Origin of the sequence: Bradyrhizobium sp. Ai1a-2 (assembly GCF_000426245.1) — a bacterium.
Lineage (GTDB): Bacteria > Pseudomonadota > Alphaproteobacteria > Rhizobiales > Xanthobacteraceae > Bradyrhizobium.
In genome coordinates, this window is record NZ_AUEZ01000010.1 from 1 (window position 1) to 18,534 (window position 18,534).

The 18,534-nt window shown below is 60.0% G+C and carries 16 protein-coding genes and 3 pseudogenes; 7 read left to right on the forward strand and 12 right to left on the reverse strand.

Translation table 11 applies throughout. From position 1 onward, the window contains the following. Together K288_RS45105 and K288_RS50435 are read left to right on the forward strand one after the other, a co-directional pair. The coding region (locus K288_RS45105) for a transposase domain-containing protein (protein ID WP_043159543.1) at positions 1-276 on the forward strand (276 nt) is incomplete at its 5' end. A 61-nt stretch (positions 277-337) separates the two neighbouring features. Further along, positions 338-595: pseudogene (locus tag K288_RS50435) on the forward strand (transposase); the annotation flags it as partial. Positions 596-714: 119 nt separating this feature from the next. Here K288_RS50435 and K288_RS45110 read toward each other — a convergent pair. From K288_RS45110 to K288_RS0109520, 3 genes and pseudogenes are all read right to left on the reverse strand, one after another. Further along, positions 715-2,325: pseudogene (locus tag K288_RS45110) on the reverse strand (IS66 family transposase); the annotation flags it as partial. A 44-nt stretch (positions 2,326-2,369) separates the two neighbouring features. Further along, a complete protein-coding gene (gene tnpB, locus K288_RS0109515) occupies positions 2,370-2,717 on the reverse strand; it encodes an IS66 family insertion sequence element accessory protein TnpB (RefSeq protein WP_027579333.1) in 348 nt (115 codons plus the stop codon). After that, positions 2,714-3,208, reverse strand: coding sequence for a transposase (locus K288_RS0109520; RefSeq protein WP_152535458.1), 495 nt, complete (start codon positions 3,206-3,208; stop codon positions 2,714-2,716). Before K288_RS0109520 ends, tnpB begins: the two co-directional genes overlap by 4 nt. 2 nt (positions 3,209-3,210) lie before the next feature. Here K288_RS0109520 and K288_RS50440 point away from each other — a divergent pair. Continuing rightward, positions 3,211-3,368 (forward strand): annotated as a pseudogene (locus K288_RS50440) (IS5/IS1182 family transposase); the annotation flags it as partial. A gap of 63 nt (positions 3,369-3,431) precedes the next feature. Here K288_RS50440 and hxsC read toward each other — a convergent pair. Next, on the reverse strand, positions 3,432-4,610 hold the full coding sequence (gene hxsC, locus K288_RS45115; protein ID WP_084799530.1) for a His-Xaa-Ser system radical SAM maturase HxsC: 1,179 nt from the start codon (positions 4,608-4,610) through the stop codon (positions 3,432-3,434). A 2-nt stretch (positions 4,611-4,612) separates the two neighbouring features. Continuing rightward, positions 4,613-5,119 carry a hypothetical protein gene (locus tag K288_RS50445; RefSeq protein WP_152535459.1) on the reverse strand — a complete coding sequence of 169 codons (507 nt, stop codon included), beginning with the start codon at positions 5,117-5,119 and terminating at the stop codon, positions 4,613-4,615. 79 nt (positions 5,120-5,198) lie between these two features. Between K288_RS50445 and K288_RS0109535 the strand changes: the two genes are divergently transcribed. Continuing rightward, the gene (locus K288_RS0109535; protein ID WP_027579336.1) at positions 5,199-6,116 is read left to right on the forward strand and encodes a TIR domain-containing protein; all 918 of its coding nucleotides are present in this window, start codon (positions 5,199-5,201) and stop codon (positions 6,114-6,116) included. After that, entirely contained in the window at positions 6,113-7,006 is an 894-nt protein-coding gene (locus K288_RS0109540) for a hypothetical protein (protein WP_027579337.1), read from the forward strand. Before K288_RS0109535 ends, K288_RS0109540 begins: the two co-directional genes overlap by 4 nt. 143 nt (positions 7,007-7,149) lie before the next feature. Here K288_RS0109540 and K288_RS0109545 read toward each other — a convergent pair whose 3' ends face one another. The 5 genes from K288_RS0109545 to K288_RS0109570 all read right to left on the reverse strand — a co-directional run bounded on the left by K288_RS0109545 (position 7,150) and on the right by K288_RS0109570 (position 11,702). Further along, on the reverse strand, positions 7,150-7,386 hold the full coding sequence (locus K288_RS0109545; protein ID WP_027579338.1) for a hypothetical protein: 237 nt from the start codon (positions 7,384-7,386) through the stop codon (positions 7,150-7,152). A gap of 372 nt (positions 7,387-7,758) precedes the next feature. Next, positions 7,759-8,178 carry a hypothetical protein gene (locus K288_RS0109550; RefSeq protein WP_152535460.1) on the reverse strand — a complete coding sequence of 140 codons (420 nt, stop codon included), beginning with the start codon at positions 8,176-8,178 and terminating at the stop codon, positions 7,759-7,761. Positions 8,179-9,557: 1,379 nt separating this feature from the next. After that, entirely contained in the window at positions 9,558-9,980 is a 423-nt protein-coding gene (locus K288_RS0109560) for a CBS domain-containing protein (protein ID WP_027579341.1), read from the reverse strand. A gap of 76 nt (positions 9,981-10,056) precedes the next feature. Further along, positions 10,057-10,527, reverse strand: a complete 471-nt coding sequence (locus tag K288_RS0109565; RefSeq protein ID WP_027579342.1) for a YbaK/EbsC family protein — start codon at positions 10,525-10,527, stop codon at positions 10,057-10,059. Between the two features lie 275 nt (positions 10,528-10,802). After that, the gene (locus K288_RS0109570) at positions 10,803-11,702 is read right to left on the reverse strand and encodes a LysR family transcriptional regulator (protein ID WP_027579343.1); all 900 of its coding nucleotides are present in this window, start codon (positions 11,700-11,702) and stop codon (positions 10,803-10,805) included. Positions 11,703-11,878: 176 nt separating this feature from the next. Here K288_RS0109570 and K288_RS0109575 point away from each other — a divergent pair, with 176 nt between their 5' ends. Beyond that, positions 11,879-12,883 (forward strand): alpha/beta hydrolase, encoded by a 1,005-nt coding sequence (locus K288_RS0109575; RefSeq protein ID WP_051334445.1) that lies wholly within the window; start codon positions 11,879-11,881, stop codon positions 12,881-12,883. Between the two features lie 248 nt (positions 12,884-13,131). Here K288_RS0109575 and K288_RS0109580 read toward each other — a convergent pair whose 3' ends face one another. Continuing rightward, positions 13,132-15,369 carry an ATP-binding cassette domain-containing protein gene (locus K288_RS0109580; protein WP_027579345.1) on the reverse strand — a complete coding sequence of 746 codons (2,238 nt, stop codon included), beginning with the start codon at positions 15,367-15,369 and terminating at the stop codon, positions 13,132-13,134. Beyond that, a complete protein-coding gene (locus K288_RS0109585) occupies positions 15,366-16,976 on the reverse strand; it encodes an ABC transporter transmembrane domain-containing protein (protein ID WP_027579346.1) in 1,611 nt (536 codons plus the stop codon). Before K288_RS0109585 ends, K288_RS0109580 begins: the two co-directional genes overlap by 4 nt. Positions 16,977-17,214: 238 nt before the next feature. Between K288_RS0109585 and K288_RS0109590 the strand changes: the two genes are divergently transcribed. Next, positions 17,215-18,498, forward strand: a complete 1,284-nt coding sequence (locus K288_RS0109590; RefSeq protein ID WP_027579347.1) for a diguanylate cyclase — start codon at positions 17,215-17,217, stop codon at positions 18,496-18,498. The last annotated feature ends 36 nt before the right edge of the window (positions 18,499-18,534 follow it).

Below are 18,534 nucleotides of genomic sequence, written 5' to 3' on the forward strand. Positions count from 1 at the left end.
TACACCGGGGACGGCAGCATGCCGATCGACAACAATCTTCTGGAGCGCGACATCAGGGTTTTTGCAACTGGCAGGAAGAGTTGGTTGTTCAGCGATACCGTGGACGGAGCCAAGGCCAGTGCCGTCGTCTACAGCCTGATGCTGACCTGCCGCGCCTCACGTGTCGAGCCGTTAGCGTGGTTGCGCCACGTCCTCACCGAATTGCCTCAGCGCGCCGGCGACGCCGATATTACCGACCTGCTGCCCTTCAACTTCCACAAAGCCGCCACTGCCTGAACGGACCGGTATCGCCCCGATACTAGGGCAATCCATCAAAACCGCCGGCGTCAACGTGCGGGGAAAATCGCGCTTACGCTTGACCAGCAAACTTCATGCGTTGGTCGATAGCAATGGTCTGCCGGTACGGCTGGCGTTGAGCCCCGGTGAGGCCCACGACGTTCGACTTGCCGGAAAACTGCTGTCTCGTCTGAAATCCGGGTCAACGCTGCTTGCCGACCGGGGCTACGATGCCGACTGGATCAGGGAGCTTGCGATGGAGAAAGGGGCGTGGGCCAACATCCCGCCGAAAAGCAATCGCAGCGATCCGATCTGCTTCGTACGCATACGAAGAAGACCGCCTGATTGACGCATGCGCGCGGGCACGGCGAGTTCTATGATGGCGATGCGTGAAGGTCGGGCGGCTTGCAGATCGGTGGGGTTGTCGGCTTGGCGCAGGAGCTTCCATTCCCAGGGCAGCAGCTCGTGCAGGCGCGATGCGGGAAGATCGGCGATACGGGCGAGGATGTCGGCGAGCCAGGCTTTGGGATCGACGTCGTTCAGGCGACAGGTCGTGATCATCGTCAGCATGATGGCGGCGCGGTCAGCGCCGCGCAGGCTGCCGGCGAAGGTCCAGTTGCGCCTTCCCAAGGCGATGCCGCGCAACGCTCTTTCGGCGGCGTTGTTGCTGAGGCAGATCCTGCCGTCGTCGAGGAAGCGGGCGAAGCCCTCCCAGCGCCTGAGCATGTAGTTGATCGGCTTCAGGACCTCGGAAGAGTGCGAGAGGGTTTCGCGCTCTCGGAGCAGCCAGGCGTGCATGTCGTCGAGCAGCGGCTTGCTTCTCTCCTGGCGTACGGCACGCCGCTCGTCGGCATTTCGGCCGTTGATGGCGCGCTCGACCTCGAACAGGGCGTCAAGACGCCTGACCGCCTCCAGCGCGATCGGGGAGACCGGTTTGCCTTTCTGTCCGTCCCGGGCGGTTTTCTCGATGTCAGCCAGCTCGAAGAAGCCCCGCCGCGCATGGGCCAGGCAAAATGCCGGCGTGATCGGCATCCCTTTCCTTTTCGGGTCGAACAGCGGCTCGAAGCCATTGTAGCAGTCGGCTTGCAGGATACCGGCGAAGGCGGCCAGATGCTTCTGGGGATGTTCGCCCCTTCGATCACTCGAGGCGTAATAGACCGCCGCCGGCGGCGCAGGCCCACCGAAGGGCCGGTCATCCCGCACATACGTCCAGATCCGGCCGGTCGTGCACTTGCTCTTTGCCAGGATGCGGATGGTGGTGTCGTCGCCATGCAGGCGCTCGGCCGCGAGCACATGACGCTCGATCAGCTGGAACAGCGGCATGACGGCGAAGGTCCCGTGGCCGACCTGGTCGGCCAACGTCGACAGCGGTAAATCGATCCTCTCAGCCTTAAAGCGCACGCTCTGACGGTTGAGCGGGATATGCATGCCGAACTTGTCGAACAAGATTGTCGCCAGCAGTTGCGGACCGATGAAGCCGCGCGGCGTGGCGTGGAACGGTGCTGGCGGCTGGCTGATCTTCTCGCAATCGCGGCAGGTGAACTTTTCGCGCACCGTCTCGATAACCTTGAAGCGACGCGGGATCTCCTCCAGCGTCTTGGTCACATCCTCCCCGATCTTCGCCAGCCGAGATCCACCGCAGCAGTCGCAGCTCGTTGGAGCCTCGATGACGACGCGCTCGTGTTCGATGTCGTCCGGCCATGGCTTGCGAACCGGCCGCTTGCGCATGAAGGGGCGGACGTTCTGCGTCTTCGCTGCTGCCGCCTGCGCGACAAGCTCATCCTCACTCGCCGTGGTGACGAGTTCCTCGAGCTCCAACTCCAGCTGCTCGATCAGCCGCGCTGTGCGCTCGGATCGCTGCCCGTGCAGTTCGCGTTTGAGCTTCTCGATCCGAAGCTCAAGATGCGCGATCAGCGCCGCGTTCTCCGACAGCTCCGCCTGAGCGCTGGCAGCCATCGCCTCGGCTCGCAGCCGGGCCTCACGCTCGGCTTGCAGCGCCGCCAGGGCACTAACAAGGTCCGACGGGAGGTCGTCCGGCTTCGATATCATGCAGCCATTGAATCAGATCGAGCAGCAGATTCAACCCAAAACGGTTATCCGACCCGCGTCGGACGCTGGACTTCTTGCGGGGTTCGCCAATCGATTCCGGACAACAGATAGCTCAACTGCGCCGACGAGATCGTCACTGCCTCGCCCGCAACCGATGGCCAGATGAACCTTCCTCGCTCGAGCCTTTTGGTAAAAAGGCATGCTCCCTGGCCATCGTGCCAGATCAGTTTCACAAGATCGCTTCGGCGACCGCGGAAGACGAACAGATGACCGCTGAGCGGGTCCTTGCGCAGCACCTCCTGCACTTGGAGTGCCAACGACGGAAAGCCTCGGCGCATGTCCGTGTAGCCTGTCGCGAGCCACACTCGCGCGCCCGTCGGAACCGGGATCATCGGCGAACCAAAGCATCGAGAACGCGACGTAGCGCGTCTCCATCAACGTCGCCATCGACCCGGACGCGGTGCCCGCTTCCAAGATCAATCTCGATAATGCCCTGGCTCCTCCGTCGACGCGCCGCCGTGGTCGTCACCGGTGCTTCGGCCACCTCCCGCGGCGGCACGGACGGCCCAATCGCCACCGGCACGAACGGCGCTATACTCGCTTCGCCGTGCTTGCAAAGCTCTTTGCGCCACCTGAACAGCTGGCTGACATGAAGGCCAGCCACGCGAGCCACCTCGGAAACACTGGCTCCGGGCTCAAGCGACGCTGCAACCAGCCGCTCCTTCTCGTCCTGCGACCAACGGCGCCGCCGCTCAACCGATGTGATAACCTCCGCCCGCGAAATCGTCATAGCGCTTCTCCTAGGATTACCCCTAGGACCTGCAGCGCTCGCGTCCATCAAACAAGGCGGCTCCCAGCGCAGGGATACTCTGCTTCGGCCCATATCTCTACCGCGCCCGCAACTGGGTCAAGCGGTTCTTCAACAGGACCAAACAATGTCGTCGGGTGGCGACGCGCTACGACAGGCTGCCGCCAACTACCTTGCCTTTGTTCAACTTGCGTCAATCAGGCTATGGCTGCGTCTTGGTCAGTCCGCGGCCTAATTAGACAGCTACATTCTCGAATCCGGGCGCCGTGTCGCCGGATAGCCATCTCCAACTGAGAGATTATGGAACAATCGCTCTTATCCCGCGGCTCAGCCGCGGCCGCCCTGAAGTGAACAGACCGCTGCATCGCTCGCGCTCGCTGCACGGATCGCATTCTTCCACGTATCCATTTTTCCAGTCAGAGATGGATTGAACAGCGAAACGCCACACAGAGCGATCAAGAACACAGCGTGGCAGATTATAAATCGAAACGTTGATACCTGCAGCGCTCAGCACGTCTACGCCATCGGCGAGTGCTGCCAGGTACTCCATCGGATCTATCCAGAGCAGCGCATCATTTGCGAGCGCGAAGCCGGTATTCTCTAGTCCCATCAATGCAACATGATCAACGAATGGGAAGTTACGGGCCAACCAGCGGCAGGTATCTGCAATCGTGGGGGCGGTCCAAGCGTGAAGCACCACGCGAATTTCAACGCGATGACCTCGATCTTTTAGTTTTAGAATTCCAAGAATAGTTTCGTCGAACGCGCCTTTTGCCTGCACCACGTAGTCATGAATATGATCAACAGCCGAATAGACCGGAATTGCAGCCATCAAATTGGGATGCCGAATGGCACTCCAAGCATCCACAATCTTTGAATCGGCAAATGCCCTGCCGTTTGTTAAAACTTGGATTGCGGTATTGGGCAATTGGTCCCTGCATTGAGCAAGCACCTCCACAAACGCGCGCCAGTTTGTAAGTGGCTCCCCACCTGTAAACGTCAGATAACTTAGACTCGGCTCAACGAGCGGTAGGCTCTCCACTATCTCGTCCAAGATCCAGCCGTCATCTGCGTCTTTTGGCGGCTGTGAGCACATCAGGCAATAGTTATTGCATCGCTCCGTAACCAGGAAAGAGTTGTGTCTGGAATTCTTTCGATAGAGCGTGCGAAACCGTTTCGAAGCGTGATGAATGCCGATTACGTCTCCATCGGCAAGATAGTCGAATTGATGCGATACAGCTATCGCGCGGCCTGATTGCTGTCGTAAGACTGGGCTAAATTCCTCTCCCACGCAAAAGAAGGATCGCCAATCTAGTGCCCTCGCGCGCTCAAGCTCTTCGATGGTCCGAACGAGCGCGAAGTCGGACGCATGCTTCGTGCCGGACTTGTCAGCCACTCTCACCCTTGCGACGGACCGATCAGTCGCCCGGTTGAGTCCGATGCACTCGATGGCCGTCCCGAACAATTGCAGCTTCATGATCAGGCCCAGCGGCGCATAATGGAGGCATCTTCCGGCGAGTTCTCCAGAATATCGAGAAGCAGCGTCATGATTCCCTTTTGCCGCGCACAAAATGCCGAAAGAGGCTTGATACCAAGTGTGTCGCCTTGGGTAGCATGATGATAGACAGGATCAGCGCCACAATGGCTTTCAAAGGCACATGTGGAGCATTCTGGCGCGCATTGGGTAAGCGACGAAGAGACCGCTTCAATGAGCCGATCGGAGAGGATCAGCGACGTGTAGTCGTCCTCGTTAACGTGCCCAAGCCGGAAAGTGTTGTCGCCGGTCTCGGCCAGCATCCTGCCTTCATCCGACGCGAAAACACATCCATCGTAGTTGTAAACAAGCGCGCCAATGCCAACACCTGCCGGACTGCGCAGGTCAACGTAGCCGATGGGGCGGTCCGTAAGCATCCTAGTGAGAATGAGTGCCGCGTAGAATTCCCTGAACGGCGTTCCAGAGCGATTGATTTGGAGAATGCGTCGCAAGCCTCGCTCGTAGAATCCAAGCCATTTGTTGATGTCGTAACGGTGGTATAACGCGATCGTCCTCCTTCACGATGGCTATATGCAGGAGGATGCCGCCGAGTGGAGCGGCTATGTGGCGGAGTTGCGGGCCTCAATGGATGAACGCGGTGACGCTGATATCTACATCCCGTTCGGCAGCCCTGATCGGGATCCTCCCTTAGTCTCCGATAGCACCAGGCATACGCAATATGCTCGCCGTGACATCTGGGCATCTACTCTCGATGATGAAGCAGCCCGAGATGCGCGATTTCTTCTTCACTTGGTCTTCAGCCTACGGCAGCATCTGCGAGGGATTTTCGGAGGCGATACTAGAGATGAACCTCTCTTCGTAAGTCACGCGAAGGCAGATGGCGACAGAACAGCGCGGGCGATCATCGACTACGTCAACGACACGCAACATGATGTGCCGCTCCAGACGTTCTACGACGCAATGGAACTTTCTCCGGGTGAGGACTATGAAGCTCGATTTATCAGCGAGATAAATCGTGGCACGCTCCTGGCTGTCGTTTCAGATGTCTACGATTCTCGACCTTGGTGCATTTTCGAGCTCACTGTTGCGAAGCGAGCTAGGCGCCCAATTGTGCTCGCTGACATTGGACACGTTCGAACGAGTAGAACGTATCCTTATGGAGCAAATCTTCCAAAGGTGCGTGTGACGACAGATTCCAATAAGACAACTTGGATCGAACAGCTACTTGTTCAGACCCTCTCTGAAGGCCTGCGCTGCGACATTTTCCAGGCTCAAGCGATGCGGCGTCTCACAAAAGTTGGACGTCGTGGTGCTCTCGTCCTGCCGCGGCCGCCAGAGCTCTTTGATCTCATAGATCGCGATGATTTAGGAACAGCGATAGTCTATCCAGATCCTCCTCTGGGCAACATCGAGGCGGAGTTGCTTGCTAAGGCGATACGCCAACTCAGACCTGATGTACCTATTCTCACCCTGAGCGAGCTCAGATGAGCAGCAAACAGCGTCGCGCAATCGCCATATCAATCGGGAACTCCCCTGATCGCGAGAAACTTGGGTTTCCCGAACGAGAGGTGCAGCGTGTGCTGCTAACCATCTGCACGGCCTTGATTCGAGAGTCCTGCACCATCCTCTATGCCGGAGATCTTAGGCCGGGCGGCTACACGCTGACGATGTTCAAGTTTCTAACGGGAACTTATGCGGGCCAGGGAGTAACACCATTCATCAATGTTCTGCCTGAGCCCGTCGTAAGGCGACTGAATTTTCAGATGCTGATGGACTCTGCGAGAGCAGCCCATGGAGTAGCGAAAATCATGCTCGCTGCAGGTGGGGCTCTGCATCCCGTACAACGTATCGGGGGCGACTTGTTGATTGGGGAGAGGGGGGCGGATCGCCAGACTATCCGTGATCAAGCGCAGCTTTCTACGTGGCTTGCTCAGCATCCCGTTGCAGGAACTGCGGACGGGTTCAGCTTTGCGCGGCAGGCCGTTACCTCAATGGTTCAGGGTCGTGTCGCGATGGGTGGCAAAATGGGCGTAATCGGTCGTGCGAACGACCAGTACGAGGGCAGCATGCCAGGCATTGCAGAAGAGGCGATCCTGAGCATCGAGGCGGGACATGCATTTATACCGCTTGCAGCATTCGGAGGAGCCACACGCGATGTAGCCGTTGCTCTTGGGCTTCTCTTGCCTGATGCAAAGACACCTCGCGGTGAGCAGGCTCCGAGCTATTCTCAAGCAATGGACCGGTTGCAGCAACTTCAGGACAGGATTCCGGCTCCGCAGTTTCCTCGTCTTCAACGCCTTGCCAACAATGATAGTGCTGAGGACCTCGCCCAAGAGGTTCTTGCCCTCTTTAGGGAATGGATTCCAGTTCCTAGTTGATCTAACTAAATCGCTCTCTTCGGCAGAGACACCTGTTCATTGGCGGATAGGATTGTGGCGGACACGCCTGCTGTCTTTTTTGAATATATCTCAACAGACACGGAAAATGCGATCATTCACGATTAGCTCGGCGCGATATTGACTTAGACTTCTTGATAAAAGGCACTCGGTCTTGAAAGCATCCCGCGGCGCTGCCAGCGATGTTCGGGATAGCAAAGGCGGGGCAGCGCGAATGCCTCTCCGATGAGATCCACGCTGGACTCCTGGCCGCTCGAATTCTGCATCTTCAGTACGACGCGCCCGCTCTCTACCATGGCCCGGAACGTGACGCCGCCGACTTCCTGCTCGTGGAACACGAATTTCGTCACTGGCTGCTTCATGGCTTCCTCGATAGGCGATCGGGCGGATTACGCGTGCGTCGGAGGACCGAAGAGGCTGATTAGATCCCCCTCACTTTTTTAGGGTCCAAATTCGGCGAAAAAATCGAGGAGAAATTCGATAGGCGTTTCAGGGAGATCTTAGATCGAGTCGTTTTCAAAACGAAATCGAGTCGTTCTTAAAGCGGAAATCGAGTCGTTTTCAAAGTGTCCGCATAAGAACAACCGAACACAGGGCGGGCGATCCCAGCGGACTCGAACCTTCAACCAGACTGTTATGGGCGGCTAGTTCTAACCATTAAAACCACGCGTGCTAGGTCGTCGCCTGGACCGATAGCCGGCCCCCTAGTGGCGCGTTCGACGCTTTGCGGATCGCTAATCAACGACTCCTCGGCGAAGCAGGTAAAATCCGTCGCCCCATTCCTTTGGAAGCGCATCGCGCCAAGAGCCGGTGGGATCGCATCGATCTAGCAATTGTCTCGCCACGCTTCCCAATCCTTCGAGTTCGAGCACGCTCATCTGGAGAGAATCCCGCGCGCAAAACTCCTCATCGGTAAGATCGTCATCCAGAGGGCTTAGCGGCAAGTCGCGCCGACTCCGGTAGCTGTCCCAAGACTTGAATCCGAGAAGGCGGGCGGAAAGCTCAAGGCATTCCATCTCGGTGCGCTCGATGCCCACATCTTGAAGGAGACGCTTCAGTCGCTTGCCCGAGTCCATCACGCGCGTCTGCGACATGTTGATCACCACTGTCGATTGTCCTTGTCTGCTTAGGCTAGGGACGAGCGTCTTGCCCAAGCGATCCTCCATGACGTCGTTTCTCGTTCGATCCGAGTCGGCCTCAGATAGGCACCATGGACCCGGTCGGGCGAAGCTAGTCACTCGTCGCAAGCGTACCTCGCGAAGGCGCTCTCGCCACCTGATGGCAGATACCGCGCGAAGCTACAAATTCGCGGAATTCCCACCTCATGAACTCCTTGCTAGAATCGCTCCTTATCCCCGAAGGCAAGCCGAAATCACGTATCACTCCTTCGAGGAACTCAATGATTGAGGAAACCGAAAGCGACTTCAGCGGACGGCAGACGTTTCCACCGCGCGCGTCTGCCACGCAACACTCGAAGCCGGATTCCAACCTCCAAATGTCCAGATCCCAAACTGTGGAGCCTTCCCGATTGGATACGGCACCAGCAGCTTTCCTAGGGACGGTATTCTTGCGCATGCAATCCTATGCAACAAATCCAGCACCAAAGGAGTGTTATTATATAACAACGGGAAGTCGTCATGGCTGTCGTAGCTGACTTTCTCGCCCGCGTTTTCTCTTGAAAGCGCAAAGGACTGCTTGCGATCGAGATAGCTGTCGCGACCTTTGGCTCATGTTGAGCTCTCTCGCGGGAAAGGCGGTCCCCACACGACTTCGACGGTGCTCCGTGCGCTCCACTCTTTGACCGACGAAGGCGAGAATTTGAAACCCTTGTCGATCCAAATTTGGTCGGGACGCCCCGAATGCGTGCAGGCCTCATCAAGCGTAGCGACAATGTCCGGGGGATTGTGGAATACCGCGGACGCTACAATCAGTCTCGTTCGCATATCGACGGCCAACGCGCAGAAGTGGCTCTCGAACAGGTCCAATGTCGTGATCTCGACCTTCCAAATGCAGGGTTCACGCCTTGGTTCGCCAGAAAAAGTCGTACGATCCATAGACTTCCCACGCCTTAGAGGAGGTTTTGCGGAAGATCTAACGGCAACAAGCGCAGAACGTGTGCTCAGCTTTGCTCGGAACCGCTGGAAACTAACACTGCGCGGAACTCCTTACCTGATGCAGTGCTTACGGTAACGAACTTCAATGATTTCAGGGCGATGCCCAGCGACCGGCCTCTCGCATTGCGGCCGCACGCACCTGCTGGCAGACTCAGTTCCAAGATATGTGGCGCGTGGACGTTTGAAGTTTCAGCCAACGTGGCGGGGAGTTGCAAATGCCTGGCGGGGATAGAAGAAAAAAGCAAGGAAAATCAATGCACAGAGTTTTAACTTAGCTGTCGCGCTACAGCTTCGCCTATCGGCTACGCGCGGCGAGCCGGACGAGCGTTTCCGCGGAGATCATGCTCAAACAAAGAGCCAGAGCGGGATGACGATTCGAAGAAAAGTCATCACGCTTCAGTTGTCACGCCGGTCGCGCCTCAGTGATGGGCCGAAACGCTCCTGAAGCACTCGGACAGCAGATTGTCGCCAGACGCAGAATGGCTGAGATCACCCAGACTGAGGATGCCGACCATCCGCTTGCTCTTATTGATCACCGGCAGCCTGCGGACCTGCAGCTTCTCCATGTGATGTATCGCCTTTGCGAGGTCATCGTCCTCCCGGCAGCAATGGATGCCTTCGGTCATGACATCGCGTGCCATCGCGCGACGAGCATCGAAGTTGGTGCTCGCAAGCCCTTTGCAGACGATATCGCGGTCGGTGACCATCCCGATCAGCCGATCGTCCTCTCCGATCGGAATGCAGCCGATGTCATGCCCCCGCATCAATTTCGCGATTTCGGTGATGGGGGTGTCGGGGCTGACCCAGTCGACGCCCTTGTGCATCACTTCTTTTACTTTCATGGCGGACCTCCGTTACTAAATTCAGGTGCACTTGCTGCGACGCATTTGCCCGACGGCAGATGCGAGCGACCAAGCCTCAGTCGTGTGCGCTAAAGCGCCCATGCGGCGCGTTCGCCGTCAGGCGCGCAAACTGCTCATGCGTGAGATGAAGCAGGGTCTCATGATCGCCGGCTTCGATGTAGATTTCCGGCTGTGTCTCGATGCTATCGTCGACGATGATATCGAGCCCATAGCACTTGCCGATGGCAGGAACGGCGCCGCGTGCGCAGTCGCGGAACAGTTGATTGATTTCGGTTTCATCCGCCATATCGACATTGTCACCGAGGGTTGTCCGCAGCTCCGACAGGCGGAGGTGATGCGATGCGGGCACGACGGCGAGAATATATTCGCCGTCGCGTCGCAACACGATGCCCTTGGCAAGACGATCGCCCGAGATATGGCATGCTTCGGCCGTGCGCGTGGACGACATGCTCAGCTCGTGCTGGATCTCCTCGTATTGGATGTTTTCAGCGGCCAGGTACTTTTGCAGTGTGGGAGCGATGGACATGACGTGACCTCCTGTGCGGGTTGGCAAACCATCCGCCGTAAGGTCTTCCTGCAGAGCCTCGCCTTACGATGGGCGGCTGCGTCATTCTAGGGCCAACATATTCCTTCCATCCGCCAGCTGCAATTCTTCGTCAGTGATTGGGGTGCGATGCAACGCCTCAACTTTGGGGTTAGAGGATCTCTCGCAAGGGAACTCAAAATCGCCGGCAGATCCGCTGTGGCGATGGATCGGCCCCGTCCCTTTGGCACCGGCCGTCGATCGAAATGCCTCGATATTTAAGCAAGGGCGAGCTGGTCTTTGAGACGCGGCGTCATCCAATTGAGAAAAGTGCGCAGCTTGAGCGGCATCGGCTTGCGTGGTGGGTAGAGGATGTGGACCGGCAGCGGTTTCGGCTCGAATTCATCGAGGACGATCGCAAGCCTTCCCTCGCGCATCGCGGTATCCATCTTGTAGGACATGACCCGCGCCAGGCCAGCGCCATTGATGGCGGCGAGCACCGCGGCTTCCGACGTATTCACGCAGAGCCGCGACCTTATCGGCGCCACCTTGGGGCGATTGCCGCACACAAATCGCCAGGCTGCAGGCGCGGCGTGATCGTCGATCGTGATGCAATCATGCTTGGCCAGCTCGCTGAGCTTCCTCGGCCGCCCGCGCGTCTTCAGGTATGAGGGGCTGCCGCAAACCACGACGCGGATCGAACCGATCCGCGTCGCAATCATGCTGCTCTCCGGCAGAGGACCGAGCCGGATCGCGACATCGATATTCTCGTCGGTCACGTTGACGACGTTGTCGGTCAACATCAGCCGCAGGGAAATATCCGGATAGGCGTTCAGAAATTCGATCGCGTGCGGCAGCAAATGCGTGTGGCCGAGCCCCCATGGCGCCGTCACCGCCATCTCGCCCCTTGGCATGCGGTACTCGCCCGACACCTCGCGCTCGGCATCCTCCACCTGCTCGATGATGCGCTTGCAGGCGTCTATGTAGGAGCGTCCCGCGTCGGTCAGCGTCATTCGCCGCGACGTGCGTTGAAACAATTGAGCCTTGAGGCGGGCCTCGAGTTCGGCGACCTTCCGGCTGATGGTCGCGACCGGCGACTTGAGTCTGCGTGATGCCGCCGAGATGCTGCCGGTCTCTGCCACAGCGACAATCACCGACATCGCCTCCAGGCGATCCATTTGCCTTCCTTTCCAAACTTCCGAAAGCTCCTTCTCAATCATATGGGCTGCCCGGCGGTCGCACAATGCGGTACGCCGCAATCCATCGATGACGGCCCGGCTCGAACGGCTCCCTGGCGGACTGCCGAACGGCGCACGTCGCCGCATCACACGTCACTCTGCAATCGGAGCCTGATATGAAGGACGCTCGTTTGATCGACACGCTCGTTGCCGTGAGCCGCCGGCGTTTCTCTTTGGGCCTGCCACTGTTGACCGCCGGCGCAGCCCTCTCGCAGAACGCGCTCGCGGCGAACGGTGTGCCGGCCGGCAAGGCGCCGATCGTCACGCACCACCGCACCAAGACGGTCGACGGCATCAAGATCTTCTATCGCGAGGCCGGGCCGAAGGGAGCGCCGGTCGTGCTGCTGCTGCATGGCTTCCCGACATCGTCGCACATGTTCCGCAACCTCATTCCGGAGCTTGCCGATCGTTATCACGTCATCGCCCCCGACTATCCGGGTTACGGGCAGAGCGATATGCCCGACCGCGCCAGGTTCGCCTACACCTTCGACCGCTTCGGCGAGCTGGTCGACGGCCTGCTCGATCAGTTGGGTGTGGGCCGCTTCGCGATGTATGTCATGGACTACGGCGCACCCGTCGGCTGGCGCCTCGCGCTCAAGCATCCCGAACGCGTCACGGCGCTCATCGTGCAGAATGGCAATGCCTATGACGAGGGCTTGAAAGAATTCTGGGATCCGATCAAGGCCTACTGGGCCGACCATTCGGAGGAGCATCGCAAGGCGCTCTACAAGCTGGTCACGCCGGAGATCACCAGGTTCCAGTACACCGACGGCGTCAGCGACGTGACCCGCGTTTCGCCCGACAATTGGGTGCATGACCAGGCCCTGCTCGACCGGCCCGGCAACGCCGAGATCCAGATGGACCTGTTCTACGACTACCGCACCAACCTGCCGCTCTATCCGCAGGTGCAGGCCTATTTCCGCAAGCATCAGCCGCCGACGCTGATCGTCTGGGGCAAGAACGACAAGATCTTCCCGGCCGATGGCGCCTATCCTTACAAGCGCGACCTGCCGAAGGTCGAGTTTCACCTGATCGATACCGGGCACTTCGCGCTCGAGGACAAGTCCGATGAAATGGTGCCGCTCATCCGCGATTTCCTCAACCGCAAGATCGCTTCGTGAGTTGCCGCGTGGGTGCAACCGGCACCCGGCTTTCCCTGCGCCCGCTGATTTCGAGGCGGGTGGAAAGTGACGAAAAGCTCGGACGCAACGCGCCGCGAGAATGCGGACTCACATCCGTCGTTTTGAAACAGACGTAGGATGGGTAGAGCGGAGCGAAACCCATCATTCTCACGGCTCGCTCCATCGCGATGGGTTTCGCTCCGCTCTACCCATCCTACAGGCCCGCTGTTTGACATTTGAAAGCTAGATCATCTAGCCACCGTCGGCTGGGGCACCAGCGCGGGAGGCGGCGCCGTCGGGCCGGCGCGCACCACGTTGCCGCGCTCCAGAACGACGATCTGTTGACAGGCCTGGATATGCGCCGCGATGTGAGGCGCCCAGATGACCGTGGTCTTGCCGCGAATGGAATCGAGATAGCGCAGGATGCGAGCGTCCCACTCCGGGGTGCCGGCGATGCCATCGCCGTCGAGCAGCAGGATTGCCGGCTGGTTCAGCGTCGCCGCGACAAAGGCCATGAGGTAGCGGAACTGCAGCTCGGCCACGTCGTCGGAGAACGGGTTGAGCTCGCGGTCCAGGACCTTGTCGGCGCTGCGACCGAACAGTTGAAGTTGTCGCCAGTCGGTGCCGATCACCCGATCGAGCGCAGCAAAGGCTTCCTCATCGGTCAGTGTCGGCGCGCGCAGGCGAAAATAGTCGCGGACGGTGAGCGGCAGCGCCGGGACAAATTGCGGCACGTAACCGATCCAGGCGCGATACTCCGTGGTGTCGAACTGCCGGATGTCGCGTCCACCTATCAGGACGCGGCCGGAGTGAGGACGTCGGAGACCCGCCAGGCACTCCAGCAGCACCGTCTTCCCGCCGGCGCTGGGGCCGACAATGGCGATGCGCTCTCCGGCCGGCACGTTGAAGGATACGCCATTCAGCGCGGCATCGTAGTCGGCGTCGGGCCGATAATAGACGCGGTCGGCGGTGAGCATGACATTGGCGAGGCCCACCGGGCTGGTGAATTCGGAGCCCGAGCTTTCCGCCGGTGTCGCCATCAGGCGGTCGATTTGCTGGACGGAGCTCTGCACCTGGCGCAGCCGGACCACGGAGCTGAACGCCTGCTGCGCGGGACTCGTGATCCGCCAGATCAGCATCATGGTCGCCACCAATCCGCCGGCATGCATCGTACCGCCGAGCACCAGGACAATGCCGACGCACAACGTCGCCAGCACCGTCAGCGAGCTCAGCATCTGTCCGATCGCCTGAGCGCGGGCGACAGCAATCGCGTAGTCACGGTTGCGCAGCGCCGATTCGCGCGCGAATTGGGCAAATCGGCCGAGCCACTGGCTGTCCGCGCCGGCCTGATGGAAAGCGTTCATGCCATGAAAGGCCGACACCGCATGCTCTTCGAGACGGCCCGAAGCAATGCCTGCGGCAGTCGATCTGCTCGCCACGTAGTCGGACATCGGCAAGGCGAGCGCGGCGTAGACGAAAAGAGCAACGATCGGCACAAAGACCAGCCAACCGCCCAATAGCGCGATCACCAACAGGAAGATCACGAGAAACGGGTAATCGATCAGATTGAGGCCGCCGGCGCCGCTCAGGAAAGAGCGCGCGTTCTCGAAGCCGCGCATGCGGACCATGTTGTTCTGGACGCCGAGCCGCGTCGTCATCTCGACGGGGAGCGCCAGCATCTTGCGCATGGTCGCGGCACCGATGCGCGTGCCCGCCCATGCTCCCATCCATGAACTCACGATCTGGCGGCCGATGCTGAGCGCCCAGCCGCCGATCGCTGCGACGGTCGCCACCAGCATCAGGCCCCAAATCGTGGATATCGCGCCCGAGGGAATCACGACGCTGTAGACCACCATGGTGTACAGCGACACCGACAGTGCCAGCACGTTGATGACGAAGCTCATCGCGAAGAGCTTGAAAAGCTCATCACGTATCCGTTCGAAGAGACCGCGAAACCAGTTCGGCCGGGCCTCATTGACCGGGTGGAAGTCGATGTCAGTCTCGACTGCGAGGATCGTGTCACCTTTGCCAAGCGGAAGGCGGCAGTAGCTGTCCCTGGCGAGCCAGAGATCCTCGCCGTCGGGCCGGCCGAGATAGACTCCCACATCTCCGGCGCGCGTCTGGACGAGGCTGCCGGCGCGCAGCTTGTTGGTGTCCGATGGCGTGCCCGTCGCCTGCAGGCGATGGGTCTGGAATCCCATGACGGGAAGAATCTGCTCGAGATGATCAAACGTCATCGGCACGTCTGCGGCAGGCAGCAGGGCCGCCAGGGTCCGCGCCGTGCCGAGCCAGCCGAGCGCCACGAGCATCGCGGGCAGGGCATCGGCGACAGGTGATGCAGCGCGTCGATCGGCTCCGACTGCTGATTCCAAACGCTCCAGCCACACCGTCTCGGTCCACGTCGGCGGCCTCTTCGGCGCCACGGCCGTCGCGCTTGGTGCGCTCGGTGCAGTCGGCAAGGCAGAGGGAATGGACGCGTCCGTCATGTCGGTGTCCTTCTGCGATCGACGCGTATTTTCATATCCGCGAGCTCTGTAAGGTTAGGCCTGCTCGATACGAGGAACACCGTCGTTTGGCCCTTCAGCCCCTTCAAAAGTTCACGGAGTCTCGCCACGCCGTCCAGATCAAGCGACCCGTCGGCGTTGTCGAGGCACAGGACGAGGGGCCGTCGCACCAGCGCCCGGATCAGGCCGATGCGCGCGGCGATGCCGGGACTTATGATCTCCGCCTCACCGGGGCCGACCGGCGTCATGAAGCCCTGGCGCAAGCTATCGACGAACGTACTCAGGCCGAGCAGCTCCGAAAGCTGGATCGCCGCCGCCTCGTAGTTCGGGCTGAACAGGGTAAGATTTTCGAGGAGAGTGCCGCGGATCAGTTCGCCGCGCGAACTTGCCTCCGTCACGCCTTGCCGGAAGCTCTGCGGGTCATAGGCGCTGTTCGGCACCCCGTCAAAGGTGATGGAAAGATCGAGCGAATCCTCCAGCCGCACCACTGTTCTCAGCGTCATCGTGGCGACTGGAGCATTCGGCGCGTCGATATGAACGAAGGTGCCCTGCGGGATGGAGACGGAACCGCCCAGCCTGTGCAGGGCCGGGCCCGACAAGACGATGGTGCCACCGGTAAACGGGCGGGTCTCGTCAGCGGTGGTCCATACCGGAGCCCGCGGCAGCGACAGGACTTTGCGGATTCGCCCTTCGGCCTCGACGCGCTGATTGCCGCGGCTGAGATAGCCGAAGGCGCCCATCGCCGGCCCCACTGAGCGTCCCGCGAGGAGCGTGCATGCGGCAAGGCCGCCTGTCGTCAATTCTCCGCCGACCACCATGAAGGCGCCGGCGGTCACGATGCCGATCGTCGAGAGCTGCGACATCAGCTTGCCGTTCTCGGCGATCAGCGCCATCCGGTTCTCCAGTTGCGCCGACGTATCCATCACGCGCCCGACAGCATCGCGATAGCGTCGCGTCAGCAGGGTCTCGGCGGCCATGGTCTTTGCTTCGAGCAGGCCCAGGAAGATTCCCCAGCCAAGCTTCTGGCGCTGCACCTGCGCTTCCTGCGTCTCGCGCTGGACAATGGCCGCCGACCGAACGACGACGAGCGCCGCAAGCAGCGCGAGGGCCGTAAAGACAAGGGGAATGACCGCAAGCCACGAGCCCAGATACGCGATCAAGGCGATGTAGATCACGGCGAACGGCAATTCGTGCAAACCCACGGCGGCGTTACCGGACCAGAAGTCGCGGACCTCTCCGGTGGCGCGCATCGCATCCGACAGGTCCGGGATACTGAGTTGATGGAGGGCCTTGCTGTTGGCGTGCATCACATGATCGACCACGCGGACCGTCATCTCCGACTCGAATGCCGATCCCACATAGGCGAACAGCACCGAGCGGGAATATCGCAGCATGGCCTCCAGCAGGATGGCCACGGTCACGCCCACGGCCAGCACGAAAGTCGTACCGTAGGCCTGGTTCGGCAGGATGCGGTCGTAGGTCTGCAGCAACGCCAGCGGAAGGGCGAGGGCCAGCGTGTGGCTTGCGAGGGACGCGGCCACACTGAGCGGAACCGCTCCCGGAGGCTTGGCTAGGTCGAAGCTCGCCATGGCTCACCATCCTTCCGCACGCGCGTTCGGACAACTATTCTATCCCTGGTAGCGCCGCTTACCAAGGCCGGTCAGGGCCGCCCGGGCCGCATATCTACTCTACCCTCCGTTGTTTCGTGCCGACTTCTCTCCTTTGATCGTTGGCGCTATCCTAGGGTGTGGCAGTGAAAGTTCCATTCTGTCGTCGACGATGGCGCGGGGATCTGACGTTCATTCGGGGCTCGGAAGCGAGGTTCACATGGCGGACAAGTCCAACCCACTCCAGGAATTCGTTGATGGAATTGCGGCCAGTGTTGCGATCGTGGGACGCGGGCAGGGAGGTGAGCTGATCGTTACCGCCTGCAACGACGGCTTCTTCGACATGACGGGCGGGCGGCGTGGAGGGCTCCGCGCTGCCTCCATGCTGCTCGATACGCTGATGCCGAGCTATGCGCGGCACGAGTTCCGAAAGAAGCTGATGGAGTGTTTCAGCACCGGGGTCGCCCAGGAGCTGGAGCAGGCCTATGACTTCAAGGACGGAACGCGCTGGTGGCGTCTTTCGCTCAAGCCGTTCCGGCATGCAGGCGGGAATTCGTCCGTGCTCGAGATTCTTGTCACGGGCCTCGATATCACGCCGAAAATGACCCTTACGCATGAGCTGGAGGTGAGCACATCGCGCTTTCGGTCCGTCGTAGATGCCGCTTACGATGCGATCATCACGGTCGATCAGGAGCACAACATCACCCTGTTCAATCGTGCTGCGGAGAATCTGTTCGGATATGACGCATCCGAGGTGATCGGCCATCCCCTCGTCAGCCTCTTGCCGGAGAAATTTCGGCCACGTCATTCCGCCTATATCCACCAGTTCTCCCGTTCGCCGGTCAATTCGCGGCAAATGGACGAGCGCAATCGGATCTGGGGGCAGCATCGTGATGGAACGCTGCTACCGGTCGAAATCGCGATATCCAAGATCAACGTTGGCGGCTTGCTGGAGTACACGGCCGTCATCAGGGATATCACGGACCGTGTCCGCCTGATGGACCTGCTTCAGAAGCAGGCCGTGACCGACGAATTGACCGGCCTGCCGAACCGAAGAGAATTCCTCGAGGTCATGGAGAACGTTCTGAGCTCGAACGAGCATCTGGCGGTACTGATGCTCGACGTCGACTACTTCAAGAAGGTCAACGATACATATGGCCACGACGCGGGCGATGAGGTGCTTCGCGTTCTGGCCAAGGTCGGGATGGCTGCGAGCCGCAAGATGGATGTATTCGCCAGATGGGGCGGCGAGGAATTCGTGGCGGCGCTGCCGGGGTCGGACGTCGACCAGGCGCGGGCTATTGCGGAGAAGCTGAGAGCGACATTCGAGAAGCAGGATTTCGAGCACGATTGGAGCGTCGGTCGTGCCATTCCCTTCACTGTCAGCATCGGTGTGGCGACGCGGGTCGATGGAGAGAATGATCTGGACGCGATCATGAAGCGTGCGGACGAGGCTCTGTACCAGGCAAAGGAAAGCGGACGAAACCGGGTCGAGGTCGGATAGGATTTCAAGGCTTTGGAGCTGTCCGAACGGCGCACT